This is a genomic window from Streptomyces sp. NBC_01689 (genome assembly GCF_036250675.1).
GTDB lineage: Bacteria > Actinomycetota > Actinomycetes > Streptomycetales > Streptomycetaceae > Streptomyces.
On the sequence record NZ_CP109592.1, the window covers coordinates 1657570 to 1677223 of the forward strand.

The 19654-nt window shown below is 72.0% G+C and carries 16 protein-coding genes; 12 read left to right on the forward strand and 4 right to left on the reverse strand.

The annotated features are described in order from the left end of the window. Positions 1-11: 11 nt before the first annotated feature. Complete coding sequence (locus tag OG776_RS07100; protein WP_329319594.1) at positions 12-1043, reverse strand: LacI family DNA-binding transcriptional regulator; 1032 nt, start codon at positions 1041-1043, stop codon at positions 12-14. 282 nt (positions 1044-1325) lie between these two features. Here OG776_RS07100 and OG776_RS07105 point away from each other — a divergent pair, with 282 nt between their 5' ends. The 4 genes from OG776_RS07105 (at position 1326) to OG776_RS07120 (ending at position 6808) form a co-directional block, all read left to right on the forward strand. After that, entirely contained in the window at positions 1326-2252 is a 927-nt protein-coding gene (locus tag OG776_RS07105) for a carbohydrate ABC transporter permease (RefSeq protein ID WP_148011961.1), read from the forward strand. A gap of 4 nt (positions 2253-2256) precedes the next feature. Next, positions 2257-3213, forward strand: coding sequence for a carbohydrate ABC transporter permease (locus OG776_RS07110; RefSeq protein WP_148011960.1), 957 nt, complete (start codon positions 2257-2259; stop codon positions 3211-3213). 93 nt (positions 3214-3306) lie between these two features. Further along, the gene (locus OG776_RS07115) at positions 3307-4647 is read left to right on the forward strand and encodes an ABC transporter substrate-binding protein (RefSeq protein ID WP_329319596.1); all 1341 of its coding nucleotides are present in this window, start codon (positions 3307-3309) and stop codon (positions 4645-4647) included. Between the two features lie 100 nt (positions 4648-4747). Further along, positions 4748-6808, forward strand: coding sequence for a beta-galactosidase (locus OG776_RS07120; RefSeq protein WP_329319599.1), 2061 nt, complete (start codon positions 4748-4750; stop codon positions 6806-6808). A 152-nt stretch (positions 6809-6960) separates the two neighbouring features. Here the strand turns inward: OG776_RS07120 and OG776_RS07125 are convergent, their stop codons facing one another. Next, on the reverse strand, positions 6961-7593 hold the full coding sequence (locus tag OG776_RS07125) for a DUF6629 family protein (protein WP_148011957.1): 633 nt from the start codon (positions 7591-7593) through the stop codon (positions 6961-6963). Between the two features lie 317 nt (positions 7594-7910). Here OG776_RS07125 and OG776_RS07130 point away from each other — a divergent pair, with 317 nt between their 5' ends. Further along, the gene (locus tag OG776_RS07130; protein ID WP_443077354.1) at positions 7911-9617 is read left to right on the forward strand and encodes an ATP-binding cassette domain-containing protein; all 1707 of its coding nucleotides are present in this window, start codon (positions 7911-7913) and stop codon (positions 9615-9617) included. Between the two features lie 112 nt (positions 9618-9729). Here OG776_RS07130 and OG776_RS07135 read toward each other — a convergent pair whose 3' ends face one another. Then, positions 9730-11331 carry an aminotransferase class V-fold PLP-dependent enzyme gene (locus OG776_RS07135; RefSeq protein WP_148012881.1) on the reverse strand — a complete coding sequence of 534 codons (1602 nt, stop codon included), beginning with the start codon at positions 11329-11331 and terminating at the stop codon, positions 9730-9732. A gap of 136 nt (positions 11332-11467) precedes the next feature. On the opposite strand from OG776_RS07135, the gene OG776_RS07140 reads away from it, so the two are divergent. Both OG776_RS07140 and OG776_RS07145 read left to right on the forward strand, forming a co-directional pair. Beyond that, on the forward strand, positions 11468-11770 hold the full coding sequence (locus OG776_RS07140) for a DUF4177 domain-containing protein (RefSeq protein ID WP_261994912.1): 303 nt from the start codon (positions 11468-11470) through the stop codon (positions 11768-11770). A 243-nt stretch (positions 11771-12013) separates the two neighbouring features. Further along, positions 12014-12814 (forward strand): VOC family protein, encoded by an 801-nt coding sequence (locus tag OG776_RS07145; RefSeq protein WP_329319604.1) that lies wholly within the window; start codon positions 12014-12016, stop codon positions 12812-12814. Positions 12815-13001: 187 nt separating this feature from the next. Here OG776_RS07145 and OG776_RS07150 read toward each other — a convergent pair whose 3' ends face one another. Further along, complete coding sequence (locus OG776_RS07150) at positions 13002-13238, reverse strand: DUF6296 family protein (RefSeq protein ID WP_187285551.1); 237 nt, start codon at positions 13236-13238, stop codon at positions 13002-13004. Between the two features lie 178 nt (positions 13239-13416). On the opposite strand from OG776_RS07150, the gene OG776_RS07155 reads away from it, so the two are divergent. The 5 genes from OG776_RS07155 to OG776_RS07175 all read left to right on the forward strand — a co-directional run bounded on the left by OG776_RS07155 (position 13417) and on the right by OG776_RS07175 (position 19626). Next, entirely contained in the window at positions 13417-16125 is a 2709-nt protein-coding gene (locus OG776_RS07155; RefSeq protein WP_329319607.1) for a SpoIIE family protein phosphatase, read from the forward strand. 193 nt (positions 16126-16318) lie between these two features. Then, positions 16319-16777 carry a Crp/Fnr family transcriptional regulator gene (locus OG776_RS07160; protein ID WP_148008427.1) on the forward strand — a complete coding sequence of 153 codons (459 nt, stop codon included), beginning with the start codon at positions 16319-16321 and terminating at the stop codon, positions 16775-16777. A 97-nt stretch (positions 16778-16874) separates the two neighbouring features. Next, a complete protein-coding gene (locus OG776_RS07165) occupies positions 16875-17678 on the forward strand; it encodes an N-formylglutamate amidohydrolase (protein WP_329319609.1) in 804 nt (267 codons plus the stop codon). Between the two features lie 180 nt (positions 17679-17858). After that, positions 17859-18287, forward strand: a complete 429-nt coding sequence (locus tag OG776_RS07170) for an amidohydrolase family protein (protein WP_261994463.1) — start codon at positions 17859-17861, stop codon at positions 18285-18287. 49 nt (positions 18288-18336) lie between these two features. Beyond that, complete coding sequence (locus tag OG776_RS07175; protein WP_148008425.1) at positions 18337-19626, forward strand: DUF4032 domain-containing protein; 1290 nt, start codon at positions 18337-18339, stop codon at positions 19624-19626. Positions 19627-19654 lie beyond the last annotated feature (28 nt).

A 19654-nucleotide genomic window follows, 5' to 3' on the forward strand; every position in this document is an offset into this window, starting at 1 on the left:
CCCGCGGGCCCTCACCTCACGCCGAGTGGCACCCCCGGTCCGCCGTCGTGCCGTCCTCCCTCGCGCGGCGCCGCGGTGCTGGCGCGCACCACGAGCTTGGTCGGGACGAGGGTGGTCCCGTGCTCCGTCCCCTCCAGATGCATCCGCCGCAGGACACCCTCGACGCAGAGGCGTCCCACCTCGGCGAAGTCCTGGTGCACCGTGGTCAGCGGCGGGAGGAAGGACCCGGCCTCGGGGATGTCGTCGAAGCCGATGACACTGACGTCCTCGGGAATCCTCAGGCCCCGCTCGTGCAGGGCCCGCAACAGCCCGAGCGCCATCTGGTCGTTGGCGGCGAACACCGCCGTGCACTCCGGCTCGTCCGCGAGGCTCAGCCCCGCGCGGTACCCGGACTCCGCCGACCAGTCGCCCCGTACGAGGGGAGGCGCGACGCGGCCCTCCTCCGCCAGCGCGGCGCTCCAGGCGTCGGCGCGGCGCTGCGCCGCGAACGACTCCTCCGGCCCCGCCAGGTGCCAGACCGTGCGATGGCCGAGGTCCAGCAGATGCCGTACGGCGGCACGGGCGCCCCCGGCCTGGTCGGTGTCGACCACGGCGTAGCGGTCACCGGCGTCGGAGTCGGCCACCACGACCTGCACATGGGGAGGGAGGGAGATGGTCGCCGCGTCGAGCAGGTGCACCTCCATGATGGCGATGACGGCGTCGACGGCCAGCTCACCCAGCCGGGAGAAGGCGCCCCGCACCTCGTCCTGGGTCGGGACGGCGACGGGCAGGAGCGTGACGGCGTAACCGTCCTGCGCCGCGGAGGTGGCGATCGCCTCCAGGGTGCGCATGTTGCCCGTGGTGGAGAGGTTGAAGGTGATGACGCCGATGGTGCGGAACTCACCGCGCTTCAGGGCCCGGGCCGCGCTGTTGGGCCGGTACCCCAGCTCCTTCATGGCCGCCAGCACCTGCTGCCGGGTCTCCTCGTTGACACCGTCGTAGCCGTTGGACACCCGGGACACCGTCTGCGAGGAGACGCCGGCCAGTCGCGCGACGTCCGCCATGGACGCTCCCTGCGTACGACGCCCCGCCCGTTTTCCCGTGCGCGTACGGGCCCGATCCAGGTCCGTCGCCCCGCTGTCCGCAGTGCCCACCGGTCTCCCCTGCTCCGCGAGTAACCGTTTCCTCCGGCGACTCTTGACCACCGACATTGGCGCAGTGTAGACATGCCGCCATCAGATGTTTACGTAAACATAACAGGCCAAGCCCCTTCCCGCGGCTGATGTTTACGCAAACATCGCGACGGCGTGAGACGCCGGTTCCGAGATGGACGAGCGAGGAACGACATGACGACGCTTCAACCCTCCGCGGCCGTGACCCGGCGCCCGGACAGGCCTCCGGGGAAACGGGACCGCCGCTCCTGGACAGGCTGGGGGTTCATCGGCCCCTTCGCGGTGGTCTTCGCCTTCGTCTTCCTGGCTCCGATCGCGTATTCGATCTATCTCAGCCTCTTCCGCGACAAGCTCATCGGCGGGACGTCGTTCGTCGGCCTCGACAACTACCGACAGGCGCTCCAGGACCAGCAGTTCTGGGACTCCCTGACCCGCGTCTCCCTGTTCCTGGTGATCCAGGTGCCGATCATGCTCGGCATCGCGCTGTTCGTGGCACTCGCCCTGGACAGCGGCCGCCTGTACGGCCGGGACTTCTTCCGGATCTCGATCTTCCTGCCGTACGCGGTGCCCGCCGTGGTCGCCACCCTGATGTGGGGCTTCATGTACGGCACGCGGTTCGGACTGGTGGGCGACATCAACAGCGCCTTCGGCGTCACCCTTCCCGACCCGCTCTCCTCCGACCTGATCCTGGCGTCGATCGGCAACATCGTCACCTGGGAGTTCGTCGGCTACAACATGCTGATCTTCTACTCCGCGCTGCGGGTGATCCCGCAGTCCCTGTACGAGGCGGCGGAGATCGACGGCGCCGGGCAGCTCCGCGTCATCACGGCCATCAAACTCCCCGCGATCCGCGGCGCCCTGGTCATCGCGACGATCTTCTCGATCATCGGCAGCTTCCAGCTGTTCAACGAGCCCAGCATCCTGCGCCCGCTCGCGCGCAACGCGATCACCACGGACTACACCCCGAACTTCTATACGTACTCACTGTCCTTCAACGGACAGCAGCACAACTACTCCGCGGCGGTCGCCATCATCATGGGGCTGATCACCATGGTCATCGCCTATGTCGTGCAGCTCCGCGGCATGCGCAAGGGAGCGTGACCCGATGAGCAGCACGAGCGGCCCCGTCACGGACGGCTCCCTCTCCACCCCCGCCGGGCCGGGCGCGATCGCCACGCCCCGACTGCGTTCCTCCCGCAAGAACAAGCAGGTGTCCAGGCGCCCGAGACGCAGCATCCTGCTGACCGTGCTCACGGGCCTGATCCTGGTCTACACGGTGGTCCCCCTGCTGTGGCTCGTCATCAGCGCCACCAAGACCCAGGAAGGGCTCGCCCACTCGTCCGGACTGTGGTTCAGCCACAAGTTCGCCCTCTGGAGCAACGTCCACGACACGTTCACGTACCACGACGGCATCTTCGTCCGGTGGTTGCTGAACACCCTGCTGTACGTGGTGCTGGGGGCCGGCGGTGCCACCCTCCTCGCGATCCTCGGCGGCTACGCGCTGGCGAAGTTCCGGTTCCCGGGGAAACGCGCCGTCTTCGCCGTGGTCATCGGCGCCGTGGCCGTCCCCGGCACGGCCCTCGCGGTCCCGACCTTCCTGATGTTCAGCAAGATGGGGCTGACCGACACGCCCTGGGCGGTGATCATCCCCTCGCTCGTGTCGCCCTTCGGTCTGTATCTGATGTGGGTCTTCGCCAGTGAGGCCATCCCCACCGAACTGCTGGAGGCCGCCCGCATCGACGGAGCGGGCGAGATCCGCACCTTCTTCCAGGTGGCCCTGCCCCTGCTCGCCCCCGGCACGGTGACCGTCCTGCTGTTCACCACCGTCGCGACCTGGAACAACTACTTCCTGCCGTTGATCATGCTCAAGGATCCGAAGTGGTATCCGCTGACCCTCGGTCTGGACGCGTGGAACTCCCAGGCCCAGACCATCGGCGGCGACGTGATCTTCAATCTGGTGATCACCGGTTCGCTGCTCACCATCGTGCCGCTGATCGCCGCGTTCCTGCTGCTGCAGAAGTACTGGCAGTCGGGCCTCGCCGCCGGAAGCGTCAAGGAATGACCCGGGGCCGGACCCCCGTGGCCCGGCCTCCTTCCTTCTCCCCGTGTCCCACCCATGAAGAAGTCCCGCCCACGAAGAAGTGGAAGCACCTCCATGCGTAGAACCACCGGCCGCCTGCTGCGCGGCTTCACCGTCCTCTCCGTCCTCGCCCTGGGGGCGACCGCCTGCGGCGGCTCCGACGACAGCAGCTCCGGTCAGAAGGCGGTCTCCGCCACGGACATCCAGGCGGCCCTCAAGAAGGGCGGGTCGGTCACGGTCTGGGCCTGGGAGCCCACGCTGAAGACGGTCGTCGCCGACTTCGAGAAGAAGTACCCCAAGGTCAAGATCAACCTGGTCGGCGACCGGTCCGGCGACAAGCACTACACCGCCCTGTCGAACGCGATCGCGGCCGGCAAGGGCGTCCCCGACGTCGCCCAGGTCGAGTACTTCGCGCTGAGCCAGTACTCCCTCACCAAGGGCCTCAGCGACCTGGCCCCGTACGGCGCCGGCAAGCTCGCCGCCAAGTACACCCCGGGCCCCTGGAACGCCGTGAGCGACGGTGACAAGGTCTACGGCCTGCCGATGGACTCCGGCCCGATGGCGATGTTCTACAACAAGAAGGTCTTCGACAAGTACAAGATCGCCGTCCCGACCACCTGGGACGAGTACGTCGACGCGGCCCGCAAGCTGCACAAGGCCGACCCCAAGGCGTACATCGCCAACGACGCCGGCGACGCGGGCTTCACCACCAGCATGCTGTGGCAGGCCGGTTCGCGCCCCTACAAGGTCGACGGCACCAAGGTGGCGGTCAACTTCGAGGACGCGGGCGCCAAGAAGTACACGGACACCTGGCAGAAGCTCATCGACGAGAAGCTTCTCGCGCCCATCAACGGCTGGACCGACGACTGGTACAAGGGCCTCGGCGACGGCACCATCGCCACCCTGACGACCGGCGCCTGGATGCCCGCCAACTTCGTCTCCGGAGTGCCGAACGCCTCAGGTGACTGGCGCGCGGCCCCGATGCCGCAGTGGACCGAGGGCGACAAGACGACCGCGGAGAACGGCGGCAGCTCCCTCGCCCTGCCCGCGCTGGGCAAGAACAAGGAACTCGCCTACGCGTTCGTGGAGTACGCCGACTCCGGTGCCGGCGTGCAGAGCCGCATCAAGGAGGGCGCGTTCCCGGCGACCAAGGCCGAACTCCAGTCCGCCGACTTCCAGAACATCAAGTTCGACTACTTCGGTGGCCAGCAGGCCAACAAGATCTTCGCCGAGTCCGCCGCGAACGTCGGCAGCGACTGGTCGTACCTGCCCTTCCAGCAGTACGCCAACTCGATCTTCAACGACACCGTCGGCAAGGCCTACATCTCCGGCACCAAGCTGGCCGCGGGCCTGAAGTCCTGGCAGGACGCCTCGATCAAGTACGGCAACGAGCAGGGCTTCACCGTCGAGAAGTAAGCACACGGGGGCTGCCGCCGAGAAGCGGACGCTCGGCGGCAGCCCCCGGTACCCACCACGCACCATGCGCCACCCCGTGCAGCACATCGGAAGGACCGCCATGATCTCCACCCTCCTGTCCCCGTTGCGGCACGGGCCGGACGGTGACCCCGCTCCCCGGCTCGCCTACGGCGCCGACTACAACCCGGAGCAGTGGCCGCGCGAGGTGTGGGAGGAGGACATCCGGCTGATGCGCGAGGCCGGCGTCAACATCGTCTCCGTCGGCATCTTCTCCTGGGCGCGCATCCAGCCGGCCGAGAACGAGTGGGACTTCGCCTGGCTCGACGAGGTCATGGACCTGCTGCACGCGGGCGGCATCGGCGTCGACCTGGCCACCGCCACCGCGTCCCCGCCGCCCTGGCTCACCACGGCGCACCCGGAGATCCTCCCGGTGACCGCCTCCGGCGAGACGCTGTGGCCCGGGGCGCGGCAGCACTGGCGTCCCACCTCGCCCGTGTTCCGCGAGCACGCGCTGCGCCTGGTGCGGACGATGGCCGAACGGTACGCGGACCACCCGGCGCTGGTGGCCTGGCACGTCTCCAACGAGCTGGGCTGCCACAACGTCTACGACTACTCCGACGACGCCGCCCGTTCCTTCCGCGACTGGCTGCGCGTGCGCTACACGACGCTCGACGCCCTCAACCACGCCTGGGGCACCGCGTTCTGGTCGCAGCGGTACAGCGACTGGGAGCAGATCCTGCCGCCGCGGCTGGCCGCCTCCCACCCGAACCCCACCCAGCAGCTGGACTTCAAGCGCTTCTCGTCCGACGCGCTCAAGGGGTACCTGCGCGCGGAGCGGGACGTGCTGCGCGAGCTGACCCCCGCGGTGCCGGTCACCACCAACTTCATGGTGATGGGCGGGACGAAGGGCATGAACTACACGGACTGGGCGGCCGAGATCGACTTCGTCTCCAACGACCACTACGTGGTGCCGGGACCGCAGGACCGGGACGAACTGTCCTTCTCCGCCAACCTCGTCAGCGGGATCGCGGGCGGCCGGCCGTGGTTCCTCATGGAGCACTCCACCAGCGCCGTCAACTGGCAGCCCGTCAACGTGGCCAAGCGGCCGGGCGACCTCGCCCGCGACTCGCTGGTCCACGTGGCGCACGGCGCGGACGCGGTGTGCTTCTTCCAGTGGCGCCAGTCGGCGGCCGGCGCGGAGAAGTACCACTCGGCGATGGTCCCGCACGCCGGCGCGGACAGCGAGGTCTTCCGTGCCGTGGCCGGTCTCGGGCAGACCCTGGAGGCGCTGGCCCCGGTCGCCGGGACCGAGCGCGAGCCGGCCCGGGTCGGCATCGTCTTCGACTGGGACTCCTGGTGGGCGAGCGAGCAGGACTCCCACCCGAGCTCCCTGCTCGACTACCGGCAGGAGGCGCTGAACTGGTACTCGGCGCTCCTCGCCCTAGGTGTCCGCGCCGACGTCGTCACCCCGCACACCGAACTGGACCGGTACCAGGTCCTGATCGCGCCGGTGCTGCACGTGGTCCCGGCCCCGCTGGCCAAGGAACTCACCCGGTACGTGGAGAACGGCGGCCATCTGGTCACGACGTACTTCTCCGGCGTCGTCGACGAGAACGACCACATCTGGCTCGGCGGCTACCCGGGCGCCCTGCGTGACCTGCTCGGCATCCGCATCGAGGAGTTCGGCCCGCTGCTCGGCACGGACACCGTCGACGTCGGCGTGAAGGGCGTGGCCGACGGGGCGACCGGTTCGGTCTGGACCGACCGGATCACCGTCACCGACCCCTCGGTGGAGGTGCTGGCCCACTACCGCAGCGGCACGTACGCCGACCGGCCCGCGGTCACCCGCCGCACGGTGGGCCAGGGTTCGGCCGCGTACGTGTCCACCCGGCTCGGCGCCGGGGGGCTCACCGGCCTGCTCCCGGAGCTGCTGCTGCCCGCCGGGGTCGGCAGTGAACTGCCGGACGCGGCGCGCGGGAGCGTCGAGCTGATCGTGCGCCGCGGTGGCGGCAGCCGCTATCTCTTCCTGGTCAACCGGACCGACGAGACGGTGGCGCTCCCCGGGATCACGGGGGAGCCGCTGGTCGGCCGGGCGGACGACGACGGCACCGTCGTCCTCCCCCCGAGGGGCGTCGCCGTGCTCCGGCGGCCCGCCGGCTGACACCCCACGCACCGCACCGCCGCCGTGTCCCCGTCCGGGGCACGGCGGTTCGCGTGTCCGCCGCGGACGGAAACGGAAAACGACGCGTGGCGCCGGCGCCACGGAAGGGGACGCGCGGCGGCGTCCGGCGCCGTCGCGGTGCCGGAAGGGGATCAGGTCCTCCGCTCCCCGGCGGCCGACGGGCGCCGCCGCACCCACCCGTACAGCACCACGGAGCAGACCGCCGCGAACGCGCACCAGGTCGACACGAACTCCAGCTCCCACAGCGCCCAGCAGACCAGCGCGCCCGCGGCGACGAGCACCCCGAGCAGCCGCAGCACACGGTCGGCGGAGAGCAGCAGCGCGCCGACGGTGGCCAGCAGATAGCCGGCGATCAGCAGCCCCGGGTGGGCCAGATCGACCACGTAGCCGAGGGTGCGGCCGCGGATCTCGGCCCGCACCGGGCGGGTCACGAGTGCGTGGGCGAGGGCGGCGGCGGTGGCCACGCCGACCACGAGGGGAACGGCGAGGACGCGGCGGGCGTGCCGGGGAGCCGCGCACAGCACACCGGCCGACACCCACAGGGGCAGCAGCGGAAGGGCGATGGCGGCCCAGGCGACGGTGGCGGGGCCGGTGCCCCCGCCGGAGCGCCAGACCAGGGACTCCACGATCTGGTGGGCTCCCAGCAGCAGCGGCAGCACGGCCAGCGGCAGGTCCCCGGGCCGCCGCGCACGCGTCACACAGGCCACGCCGACAGCGGCGACAGCGGCACCGGCCGCCAGGTCGGCCGTCGCACTCCAACACATCGCGTCACCCGGGGGTCGGCCGTCACGGTCTTCCAGCTCTACGGTGCCCCACCGTACGGCTCCCCCGGCCGATGCCCGGCCCGGACACGGCCACCGCGGCGACCGACCACGCGGTGGGTGGGTGGGCCGGGGCGCCCGAGCGGTGTCCGGTGCGGCCAGTGGCCGACCCCGCCGACCGGGCCGGGTGCTGGGGTACCGGGACGTCGGCCTCCTGAGGTCCGTCGACCGGACCTGTCCCCCGCGGGGATTCCCGGCGCCCGATCGGCCCGGCCCATGGGCGCGGCCGGCCCTGGCATGCTGCACCCATGTCGACGCCCATGCAGCCGCGCTCGTCCGCCGAAGCCCCCGCACCCCCGCTCAACGGCACACACGTACAGGCGCGTTCGGTGAGTCAGCGGGTCCGCGGGGCGGGCCGGGTCCTCGCCGGCGTCTCCCTCGACCTCGCCCCCGGACGGCTCACCGTGATCGCGGGCAGCAGCGGCGCGGGCAAGACGGTCCTGCTCCAGACCCTGGCCGGACTGCGCACCCCGACGGAGGGATCGGTCCTGCACGACGGAGCCGAACCGGGGCCGCCCGGAACGGAGTTCGGGTTCGTACCGCAGGAGGACATCCTCCACCGGGAACTGCCGCTGCGCCGGACGCTGGTGTACGCGGCGGGACTGCGGATGCCCGCGGACACCCCCGCCGGGTCGGTCGCCGCGCGCGTGGACCGGGTCCTGGAGACGCTCGGGCTGTCCCCGCGGGCCGCGACGCCCGTGCGCGCGCTCAGCGGCGGGGAGCGCAAACGGGCCTGTGTCGCGGCCGAGTTGCTCACCCGGCCACGGATGCTGTTCCTCGACGAGCCCACCTCCGGGCTCGACCCGGTGACCGGGGCCGCTCTGCTGCGGACCCTGCGCGCGCTGGCCGAGGAGGGCACCACCGTCGTCCTCACCACCCACACCCTCGCCGATCTGCTCCGCGGTGACCAGGTGGTGTTCCTCTCGCCCGGCGGCGAGGTCGCGTACACCGGTGAACCGGGGGCGCTGTGCGGCGCGTTCGGGGTCGGCACGGTCGAGGAGGTCTACGAGGCGGTGGCGGCCGGGGCGCGGAGGGGGCCGGAGGACGCCGGGGCGCCCGTTCCGCCCGCCGCCGGACGGACCGGGGCCGCGCCGTCTCCCCCGCACACGCGGCGGATCGGCGCCGTGCGGCAGTGGTCGCTGCTCACCCGCCGCGGTGTCGCGCTGCTGGTGCGCAACCGTCTCTCGGTCGCGGTCCTGGCCGGTTCGCCGCTGATGATCGTGGCGATGTTCGCGGTGCTGTTCCGCCCGGGCGCGTTCGATCCCGCGGCGCCCGATCCGGGGTCGAGCGCGATGATCATGTTCTGGATCGCCTTCGGCGCGTTCTTCTTCGGGCTGACATACGGACTGCTCCAGATCTGCGCCGAGCTGCCGGTGGTGCGCCGCGAGTGGCTCGCCGGTCTGCGGATCGGGCCGTATCTCGCGTCGAAGCTGGCCACTACATTGCCGGTGCTCGCGGTCGCGGACGCCCTGCTGCTGGTGGTGCTGCGCGCGCTGGACCGGCTGCCCGCCGCCGGGTGGCCCGCGTACGGGTCCCTGTTCGTGTCGAGCGTGCTGGCCTCGGCCGCCGCACTCGCGCTGGGACTGCTCGCCTCGGCCGCGGTGGCGGAACCGGCACAGGCGACCCTGATGCTGCCGCTGCTCTGTTTCCCGCAGGTGCTGTTCTCGGGGGCGTTCGTGCCGGTACCGCGGATGACGGGTGCCGGGGAGGCGATCAGCTGGGCGATGACGAACCGGTGGGCGTTCGAGGCGCTGGGCAGCGGGGTCGGCCTGGAGTCGCTGTGGCGCGCGGGCGCCTCGCCGCTGGGCCGGCCCCTGCTGGATTCGTACGGGGACTCGTTCGGTCGTCCCGCGGGTCGGGGCTGGCTCGTCCTGGCCGGGTTCACGGCGGTGTTCCTGGCGGTGACATGGGCGGTTCTGGTCCGCAAGTGCCGGGAGGGTGCGGTGCGCAGCCGCGCGGGACGGTGACATGACCCTCCGCCCGCCGTCACCGAGGGCACGACCGGCCCCGGGCCCTGGGCCCCTGCGGGGTCGGTCCGGTTTCTCCCGCGCGGCCGGCTCCCCGGTCCCGGGTCCTCGCTCAGCAGCCCGCCCGGGCCGCCAGGCCCCCGGCGCCGGGGACGCGGTCGCGGTAGGTCCGGGTCACGAACGCCAGGAACGTGTCGATGTCCCTGGGCTGTGACGAGATGCCCAGCGAGACCCGCACGGCGCCCGCCGACGGCAGTCGCAGCAGTTCCAGGTACTCCTCCAGCGAACCGACCTTGCGGCGTGCCGCCGAGCGCAGCAGGCGCGGCGGGAGGGAGAACGCCGCTTCGCCGGCGCCGGGGTTGCAGAAGCATCCGGTGCGCAGGGAGATGCCGTGGTCGGCGCTGTCACGGATGACGATCCGCTCGTCGACGATCCGGCCGTCGGCTCCGAGCAGGTTCAGCGCGACGGTGCCGCCGCGGGCTGCCCCGGCCTGTTCGGGACCGTAGATCCTGACCATCGGGGAGCCGTCGCTGTGGCGTGCCGCGCGCAGCCCGTCGAGCAGCCGCCCGGTGAGGCCGGCGACGTGGGCCCGCACCCGGTCCATGCCGAGGCCGCCGATCCAGCGGAGGCCCGCGGTGACGTCCGGGATGGACAGGAAGTTCACCGTGCCGTCCTCGAAGGCCGCCTCGTCCTCCGCGAGGACGTGCCACTGGGCCTGGGCGCTGACCGCGTAGATGGTGCCGCCGGAGAACCAGGGGCGGCGCAGCTTGGCGAGGGCCGCGCGGCGGGCTATGAGACTGCCGATGCCGGTGGGATGGCCGAAGACCTTGTACCAGCTGACGACGGTGAAGTCCGGGTGGAACCGGCCGAGGTCGAGGGGGCTGGCCGGGACGAACGCGGCGGCGTCGAGCAGGACGTCGTAGCCGTGTTCCTGGGCCCGCGCTATCCATTCGAGCGGATGCCGGACCCCGGTGAAGTTGCTCTGCGCCGGGTAGGCCAGCAGCCCGCGTGCCCCCGGCGCGCGCCGCCCGCGCGCCGGACCTGGCCGTCGGCGCCGGCCCGAGAGCGCCTGCCGCAGCTCCTCCTCGTCGATGCGCAGACCGGGTCCGCTCACCGGTACGTAGGCGGTCGCGGCGCCGCCCGCCCGCGCGTACTCGCGCAGTCCGTTCACCGAGTTGTGGTTGTCGAGCGACATGACGAGCCTGCCGCCGCGCCGGAACGGGTAGGCCTCTCCGACCAGACGGAGGGCACCCGTCGCGTTGGGCGTGAAGATCACGGCGTACTCGGCGGGATCGGCGCCGAAGTGCGCGAGGACGGCCCGGCGGGCCTCGGCCAGCAGCTGCCCCGAGGCGCGGGAGGCCGGGCTCTCGGAGTGCGGGTTGCCGAACACCCCGCCGGTGATGCGCGCCGCGCTCGCGGTGACGAGCGACCTCGGCGGAAGCCCCGCGCCCGTGTGGTCGAGATAGGTGTGGCCGCCTTCGTCGAGGTAGCCGAACTCGCGCGTCCGCAGACCGGCGAAGCCGTCGTCCTCCCCCGCCCCGGCCCTGCCGGCCGCGACCTCCTCGCGGTGGCCCGCGTCCCCGGCGTCCTCGGCCCGGTGGCTCCCGTCCCCGGCGTCCCCGGCCCTTCGGACTCCGTCCCCGGCGTCCTCGTTCCCGCAGCCCGCGTCCTCCGCGCCGTCGCCCCCGCGTCCGTAGCTCCGTGTCACGTCCATGAGTCCCCTCCGCACGGCCGGTCCTCCCCCGAACCCCCGGACGGGTCCTTCAGTGGACCGGTCCTTCATGAAGCTTCAACAAAGGTATCCCCACCGGCGGGTTCGCCCCTGTGCCACGGCGGCGAAGGGTGATTGGGTGGACACCGCCCCACCCGGGATCCACGTCTTCGAGATCCACACCGTGCGATCCCCGCCCTTCGATCCGCAGGAGAACCTCGCCACCATGAGCAGCGCCTACACGTACGAATACAAGGTCGTCACCTTCCGCGAGTCGCTCATCGGCGACGCGCTGGACAGCGACAAGCTGGAGAAGGTGCTGAACAAGCACGCCGAGGACGGCTGGGCGCTCAAGGCGATCACGTCCGCGGACGTCAAGGGCCGGATAGGTCCGGGCGCCGTCGAGGGGCTTCTCCTGACCTTCGAGCGACCGCGCGGATAAGTCCGTTTACGTTTCTTTATGCCCGCTTGTGACCTCGTTGGAGTGCGCCGGACGCCGAGCCGGGGGATGCTGTTACTGATGGGACAGCGGATCCGCGAGTGAACTGATGCCGCCGGAGGCCTTCCGGACCGGAGGGCCCCTGTCGGCTGTGCGGATACCGGAGGCGAGCTGCAGGCCGCGGACATCCCCACGGGCACCCGTTGCCCGACCGCAGCCGGCCAGTGATGTCAGGACGGTGCGGCGATGATGAGCGACAGGACACTCGACCGTGGGGTCGTCTCCAGCCACACGGTGTTCGGCGCGCCGTGCTGGGTCAGTCTGACCACACACAATCTGCGCGCCACCGAGGATTTCTACCACGCCGTCCTGGGCTGGGAATGGCATTCCGGCACCCTGGGCGACCAGTACCGGTTCGCACGCGTCAACGGGGTGCCGGTCGCCGGAGTGTCGGGGATGTCCGGGATCGGGCCGAAGATGGCCACCTGGACCGCCTACTTCGCCGTGTCCTCGGCCGACGAGACCGTGGCACGCAGCCAGGAGCGCGGCGGCACGACGGCGGTGGGTCCCATCTCCTTCCCCCCGGGGCGGGCCGCGCTGCTGGCCGACCGGGACGGCGCGGTCTTCGGTATCTGGGAGGGCCGGCTGGTGGCCGGCTGGGAGGCCTGGCGCCGGGCGGCGCCGGTCTTCGTACGCCTGCACACCCGTGACGCCTTCGACGCCGCCATCTTCTACGCGGAGGTCCTGCAGTGGGCCTCCGCCGATCCCGCCTCCTGCCAGGTCGACTACGAGGACAACGAGGTCGTGCTGCGCAGCCAGGGCGACGTCGTGGCGCGTATCCACTCGGGGGCGGTCGGGGCCGCCCCCGACCCCACGATCAGACCGCACTGGCGGGTCCACTTCACGGTCGACGACGTGGAGGCCTGCGCCCGCGCCGCGCGTGCCCACGGGGGCACGGCCCACCAGCAGGGGGCCGGCTCCACGGAGGCGATCCTCAGTGACCCCGACGGGGCGCACTTCAGCGTGAGCTGCCACGACGCGAAATAGACGTCCGCGGGCCTCCCCCGCCCCCCGGCTCCTGCCGTCCGTCGTCCCCCTACCCCTTCACCCCACGCCCGCCCGCCGTTCCCTCACCTGCGTCCCGGGCCGGATCGGGGCCGGGGCACCGCGTGCCGGGGCACACCACACGCCCCGCGCCCGTCGGGGACGGGGCGGGGCGGCCCGGGAACTCGACTCAGGAAAGCGGTTCGGCGGTGGGTGACACCGGCGACTGGTAGCCGCCGCTGGCGAGCATCCGCACCTCGCCCGCCGAGCTGATCTCGGCGCGGAGTATGCCCGTGGGATCGGAGTACACCGGGTTTCCGCCCGGCCCGAGGGTGGCGGTGCGTTCGACGACCACCTCGTCCGTGATGACGCCGACGCCCGATTCCTGGTGGGTGAAGCTCAACCGGTAGCGGTCAGGGGTGTGCATCGTGACCTCCCGCGCCCGAGATACAAATACGGGCAAATGACTTCCCTCCATGATGCGGCCAGATGGCCCCACCGGCACCACGCGCCGGAGGTCACGGCGGGGACGCCCGTATTCCGGCCTCATCCGCACCGTGCGAGGCCTCTCGCCTCAGGGCGCCGGGCAGTGTAGACATGGGCACATGGTCCGACTTTTGGGTCGCTCCCGGACTCGGTCGACCGCTCGCCCGGGAGGGCCGCGCGAGCGGGCCGGGCGCGCGGCGATCCTGAGGTCGGCGCTGGGCGGACGCAGCGTCGCGGGCCAGGTGTTCGTCCTGCAAGTGGTGATCGTGCTGGTGCTGGTCGTCTCCGCGGTGGTGGCGCTGGTGCTGCAGGTACGGCACGACAGCACGCAGGAGGCCCGCAATCGTTCCCTGGCCGTCGCCGAGACCTTCGCCAACTCGCCCGGCACCCGTGAGGCGCTGCACAGCTCCGACCCCACGGCGGCCCTGCAGCCGCGGGCCGAGGCCGCCCGCAAGGCGTCCGGCGTCGACTTCATCGTCGTGATGAACACCGACGGCATCCGCTACACGCACCCCAAGCCGGACCGGATCGGCAAGAAGTTCGTCGGGAACATCGCCGCCGCCCAGGAGGGCCGCACCAGCGTCGAGGAGGTCCACGGCACCATAGGGCAGCTCGTGCAGGCCGTGGTCCCCGTCAAGGAACCCGGCGACAAGGTCGTGGGACTGGTGTCGGCGGGCATCACCACCGCGAACGTGGGCGGTGTCGCCAACCGGCAGCTGCCCCTCGTCCTGGCCGCCGCGGCCGCGGCCCTCGCCCTGGCCACGGCGGGGACGGCCCTGGTGAGCAGACGGCTGCTGCGCCAGACCCGTGGCCTCGGTCCGTACGAGATGACCCGGATGTACGAGCACCACGACGCGGTGCTGCACGCCGTCCGGGAGGGGGTGATCATCGCCGGCGGGGAGGGGCGGCTGCTGCTCGCCAACGACGAGGCGCAGCGGCTGCTGGACCTGCCGCCGGACGCGGAGGGACGGCACGTCCTCGAACTGGGGCTGGACCCGGACACCGCCGCGCTGCTCTGCTCGGGCCGCGTCGTCACCGACGAGGTGCACCTGGTCGGTGACCGGCTGCTGGCCGTCAACCAGCGGCCCACGGACCTCCAGGGCGGCCCGCCCGGCAGCGTCGCGACCCTGCGCGACTCGACCGAGCTGCGCGCGCTGTCCGGCAGGGCCGAGGTGGCGCGGGAGCGGCTGAAGCTCCTGTACGACATCGGGGTGGGCATCGGCACGAGCCTGGACGTGACCCGCACCGCCGAGGCGCTGGCCGAGGTGGCCGTGCCGCGGTTCGCGGACTTCGTGACGGTGGACCTGGCCGACTCGGTGCTGAACGGCGACGATCCCGAGGCGGGCACCGACGTGCGCCGTACGGCGTTCAGCGGCATCCGCGACAACGCCCCGCTCTACCCGGTGGGCGAGCACATCCGGTTCCTCGCCACGACGCCGCAGGCCCGCAGCCTCCGTACCGGTGAGGCCATCGTCGAGCCCGAGCTGGACGAGGCCCCGGGCTGGCTCGCCCAGGACCTCCGGCGCACCGGCCAGGTCGTGGAGTACGGCATCCACTCGCTGATCACGGTGCCGCTGCGGGTGGGCCCGCTCGCGATGGGCGTGGTCAACTTCTGGCGCTCCGAGAAGCCGGAGCCGTTCGACGACGAGGAGCTCGCCCTCGCCGAGGAGCTGGTCGCGCGGGCCGCCGTCTCCATCGACAACGCGCGCCGCTACACCCGCGAGCACAACATGGCCGTGACCCTCCAGCGCAGCCTGCTGCCGCGCAGCCTGCCCGCGCAGAACGCCCTGGACATCGCCTACCGCTATCTCCCGGCGCAGGCCGGGGTGGGCGGCGACTGGTTCGACGTCCTGCCGCTGTCCGGCGCGCGGGTCGCAGTCGTCGTGGGTGACGTCGTGGGCCACGGGCTGCACGCGGCGGCCACGATGGGGCGGCTGCGTACCGCGGTGCACAACTTCTCCTCCCTGGACCTGCCGCCCGACGAGATCCTCGGGCTCCTCGACGAGCTGGTCGCCCGCATCGACCTGGACGAGGCGACGGAGGAGAGCAGCGCCGCGATCACGGGCGCCACCTGCCTGTACGCCATCTACGACCCGGCGTCCCGGCTCTGCACCGTCGCCCGGGCGGGGCACCCGCCGCCCGCGCTGGTGCGGCCCGACGGCAGCGTCGAGTTCCCCGACGTGCCGGCCGGTCCCCCGCTGGGACTGGGCGGCCTGCCGTTCGACACGGCCGAACTGAAGCTGGAGGAGGGCAGCCGCCTGGTGCTGTACACGGACGGGCTGGTCGAGGAACGGGACCGGGACATCGACGTCGGCCTGGAACTGCTGCGCAGCACGCTCGCCGGGACCGGCCGCCGTTCCCCGGACGACACCTGCCGGGCCGTCCTCGACGCCCTGCTGCCCGCCCGGCCCGGCGACGACATCGCCCTGATCGTCGCCGACACGCGGGTGCTCGACGCCGACCACATCGCGGAATGGGACATTCCGTCCGATCCGGTGGCCGTCGGCGAGGTGCGCGCCGCGGTCACCCGTCAGCTCGCCGCGTGGGGACTGGACGAACTGGTGTTCAGCGCCGAGCTGATCCTCAGCGAGCTGGTCACCAACGCGCTCCGCTACGGCACCGGCCCCATCCAGGTCCGTGTGCTGCGCGACCACAGTCTGATCTGCGAGGTCTTCGACGGGAGCAGCACCTCGCCGCGGTTGCGCTACGCGGCCGGCACCGACGAGGGCGGCCGCGGCCTGTTCCTGGTGGCTCAGCTGGCGGAACGCTGGGGTACGCGCTATACGCTCGCCGGCAAGGTGATCTGGGCGGAGCTGCCCCTGCCCTGAGCTCGGCGCAGCGGCCGGACGGGGTGGGATGCGGCCCGTGGTCCGAAGGTTCCGGCGCGGCCCGGAGGACAGCGGGGTCCCCCGACGAGACGAATCGGGCGGATCCGGCTCCAATGGAGGGTGACGGTATTCCACCGGCACGACAGCGCCGCCGAGCCCGCGTGGTCCCGCGGCGGTGCGATGGAGGTCCGCGATGCCCACTGCCCTGCGGCTGCTGCCCGCCCTCTCCGCCGAACACCGCGACCGGCTGATGACCGTGGCACGGGAGGTCTCCTTCCCCGCGGACGGAAAGATCTTCGAGGCGGGGGGAACCGCGGACCGCTTCTGGGTGGTCCGCTCGGGCACCGTTTCGCTGTACCAACAGGTCGTCGGGGAACGGCGCATCTCCGTGGCCACGCTGGGGCCGGGGGATCTGCTGGGCTGGTCCTGGCTGTTCCCACCGCACCACTGGGACTTCGGCGCCGAGGCGTTCAGCCCGGTACGCGCCTACGAGTTCGACGCCGGCGAGGTGCTCGGGCTCTGCGCGAAGGATCCGGCGCTGGAGCTGTCGCTGACCCGGACGATCGCGGCGATCCTCGCCCACCGGCTGGAAACGACCCGGGCGGCCCTGATCGAGCACTACGCGCGGCACGGAGGCGGGGGCCTGCGCTAGGAAGCGACGCGCACGGGCCCTCTCCGGTCCGCCCACCCATGGGCCCCCCCGCTCCTGGGGCTCACGGGCTCCCTCCGGTCTGCGGTAGGAATCAGGGGTGACCGAGAACCCCGCCTCCTTCGCGCTGCTGCCCGGCGCCGACACCTCCCCCGTCGTCCTGCACGTCCCGCACTCCTCGCGGCACGTCCCGGCGTCCGTGCGCGCCGGGATCGCTCTCGACGACCGGGCCCTGGAAGCCGAGTTGGACCACATCACGGACGCGCACACCGCCGAACTCGCGGAACGGGCGTCACGCGCGGCCCGCGTCGCTCCGTGGCGATGCGTGAACCGCCTCTCCCGTCTCGTGGTCGATCCCGAGCGGTTTCCGGACGAGCGGGAGGAGATGCGCGCCGTCGGCATGGGCGCGGTCTACACGCGCACGACCCACGGCGCCGTGCTGCGTCCGGCCGACACCGACCCGGAACCGCTGATCGAACACTTCTTCCGCCCGTACGCGCGGGCGATGACCGCCGCCGTGGCCGACCGGCTGGCCGCCACCGGGCGGGCCGTGGTGATCGACGTCCACTCGTATCCGACGGCCCGGCTGCCGTACGAGCTGCACGGCGAGGGCCCACGTCCGGCGGTCTGTCTGGGCACCGACGCCTTCCACACCCCCGCCGCACTGGTGGACCGGGCGAGGAAGGCGTTCGAGGGCGTCGGGACCGTGGGGATCGACAGCCCGTTCTCCGGCGCCTATGTGCCGCTGCGCTTCCACGGCGAGGATCCACGGGTCACCTCCCTGATGGTGGAGATCAGGCGGGACACGTACATGAGCGAGCCCGGCGGCCCGGCCGGTCCGGGGCTCGCGCGTCTGGCGAGCGCGCTCGGGACCCTGGTCGACGCCCTGTCGGAGCAGCCGTGACGGGGTGGTCGCACCACGGTGGCCCTGTCGGGGTGGCCGTATCGGGGTGGCCGTACGGACGTGCGCGGGGAGTCGGTCATATGGGGGTGGCCGCGCGGCGGGGCCGCCGCCTGGGGTCGGGGCGAGCAGTCGCTCCGCCTCGGACTCCGGAGGGCAAGGGATCATGCCGGTCGTCGACGCGTGGATGCAGCACCCCACCGTGCGCCACGCCAACCACGAGATGTTCGCCCCACCGGGCCGCTGCGCCCCTCGGAGACCGGCCGGCCCATCCCGTACATCCACCAGGTCGCGCTGGACTTCCCCGAACTCATCGTCGTCTGCGGGCACATCGGCCATCCGTGGACCACCGAGATGATCGCGGTCGCCGACAAGCACGCCAACGTGTACATCGACACGAGCGCCTACACCGTCAGCCGCTACCCGCCCGAACTGGTCGCTCATCTCCGCGGCCGGGGGCGGCGGAAGATCCTCTTCGGCAGCAACTACCCCATGATCACGCCGAGTCGGGCGCTGGAGCACCTCCCCGAGCTGGGCCTCGACGAGGAGACCACCGAGCTGTTCCTCTCCGGCAACGCCAGGCGCGTCTTCCACCTCGACGATCATTCGTAGATGCTGGGGGCAGGTACCCGTCCGACCCCGAGGTGAGGGCAGCCCGCCGATGGCCTTGCAGATCAGCGCCACCAACCCGGAGCACCCCACGCTCCTGCTCGACCTGCCCTGGCACCTGCCGCTGGAGGAGTGGCCCGAGCATCACCTGGTCCCGCTGCCGCGCGGCATCTCACGGCACGTGGTGCGCTACGCGCGCGCCGGGAGTGAAGTGGTGGCGGTCAAGGAGCTCGCCGAACGGCCCGCCCTGCGCGAGTACGAGATGCTGCGCGGCCTGGACCGGCTCTCCATCCCGGCGGTGGACCCGCTCGCCGTGGTCACCGGGCGCACCGACGCCGACGGCGGACCCCTGGAGTCCGTCCTCATCACCCGCCATCTGGGCGGCTCGATGCCCTACCGGTCGATGTTCGAGACGACCATGCGGCCGGCCACCATGCACCGGCTGATGGACGCGCTGGCGGTGCTCCTGGTCCGGCTGCATCTCGCCGGCTTCGCCTGGGGCGACTGCTCGCTCTCCAACACGCTCTTCCGCCGCGACGCCGGAGCGTACGCGGCCTATCTGGTGGACGCCGAGACCGGGGAGCTGCAGCCCCGGCTGAGCGACGGGCAGCGGGAGTACGACCTCGACCTCGCCCGCGTCAACATCAGCGGCGAGCTGCTGGACCTGGAGGCGGCCGGGGCGCTGCACCCCTCCGTCGACCCGATCGAGTTCGGCGCGGAGATCTGCGCCCGCTACCGGAGTCTGTGGGAGGAGCTGACCCGCACCTCCGTCTATCCGGCGGGCAAGCACCACTACATCGACCGCCGCATCCGGCGCCTCAACGACCTCGGGTTCGACGTCGCCGAGATGCAGATCGCGCACTCCTCGAACGGGGACACGGTCACCTTCGTCCCCAAGGTCGTCGACGCGGGCCACCACCAGCGCCAGCTGCTGCGACTGACCGGGCTCGACACGGAGGAGAACCAGGCCCGCCGGCTGCTGAACGACCTGGAGAGCTGGATGGCCACCCAGGACGACTACGCCCCCGGCGGTGCCTCCGCGAGCTCGTCGCCCCCGGCGGACGACGCGTATCCGCGGGCCGCGCGCCCCGAGGTCCTCGCCCACCGGTGGGTGCGCGACGTCTTCCGGCCGACCGTCCGCGCCGTGCCGCCGGAGCTGCGCGGCTCCATGGACCCCGCGGAGATCTACCACGAGCTGCTCGAACACCGGTGGTACCTGTCCGAGCGCGCTCAGCACGACATCGGGCTGGACACGGCCGTCCGGGACTACGTCACCACCGTCCTCCCCAAGGTACGGGAGTCCCTGCTGCCACCGCCGGAGGGCCCCGCGGAGCCCGCGTGAGGCGGTTGCAGAGCGAAGGTGACCGTTC